Here is a 1,003-nt window from a genome sequence, read left to right as displayed (position 1 = left end):
TTTTTTGGAGAGGTGTATGAGGGGAGTGCAGGAGCCACTCTACGACTGAGTGATATGGAACCATTGGCAAGAAAAGTGTCGGCAGAGTTCTTCACTGCACAACTGAACCGTATGCTGAAAGAGCATGACGGTCAGTTGACGCTCAGCGATGGAACGTCGTACCCCAGCTTTTGGAGCTTCATCGACAAGGTTGTTCCAGAGCAGGTTGGTTTCGTGGAGATCTACGCTCGGCAGGATGTTAACGATAATGTTGAAGCGACACTGGCGTGTGACATCGTTTTGGTAAATGGTGTGATCACCGTTAAACCTCACTGGTGTGCTTACAAAGACATCAGGGCTGACGAAGTGATTTCCACCTTACTGGTGCCTTTGCATTTGAAGGCTCTCCAGGGTAAGGCTTACATTCGCTGGGATGATGGTGAAACCGAACCTCTGTTACAAAACGACGACTATCAGGCTGAACTTGAAAATGTGTTTAGTGTTTCCAAGTACCCATCAGCCATGAGCTGGGGCGATACAGCAGACCAGAAGGTTAAGCAGTACAAGATGGACCTTGAGTGCGCCACAGATGTTGGTTGTCGAGGTGTCTCATCAGAGCAAGCATGGGATGCTTATCGAGAACTCCGTTACAATAGAACAGTGTGAAACAAGCGGCCATTGGCCGCTTTGAACTTTCACATGTGAAAGTTTTTCGCCTCCCGCTCTTATCATCTCCTCGAATAAACCTCCATGAAGTGCCCAAAATGGGCCGTAACAGCACTGTTCCTAGATTGATCAATTAAGAGACGATTACTCCGTGATGACGACAAGTTATTTGGAGGGTCTATGTCCGCACAAGCTCACGTCAGAGAAAGCGAAAGCTCATCTGGTTCATTCATCTCCTGGCAGTTCCTTGTCTGGCAGGTGATGTTCGTTATAGGTGTTGTTGCAGGGATGAACCTGGAACACGCATTCAATTTTCTAGGTTAATGGGAGGAAGTGTGAACCTTAATAAACAATTTTT

Annotated in this window: 2 protein-coding genes; both read left to right on the top strand. The window is 47.2% G+C overall.

Features of this window, described 5'->3' with window-relative positions; all coding sequences use genetic code 11:
* The coding region (locus tag BHE89_RS18580) for a hypothetical protein (RefSeq protein ID WP_286146300.1) at positions 1–645 on the top strand (645 nt) is incomplete at its 5' end.
* Between the two features lie 180 nt (positions 646–825).
* Positions 826–969 (top strand): hypothetical protein, encoded by a 144-nt coding sequence (locus tag BHE89_RS23925; protein WP_001275801.1) that lies wholly within the window; start codon positions 826–828, stop codon positions 967–969.
* Positions 970–1,003: the final 34 nt, after the last annotated feature.

Origin of the sequence: Shigella sp. FC1967, assembly GCF_001743005.1 — a bacterium.
Classification (GTDB): Bacteria; Pseudomonadota; Gammaproteobacteria; order Enterobacterales; family Enterobacteriaceae; genus Proteus.
Note: the sequence above shows the minus strand (reverse complement) of the source record. Positions and strands in the feature narration are given on the sequence as shown.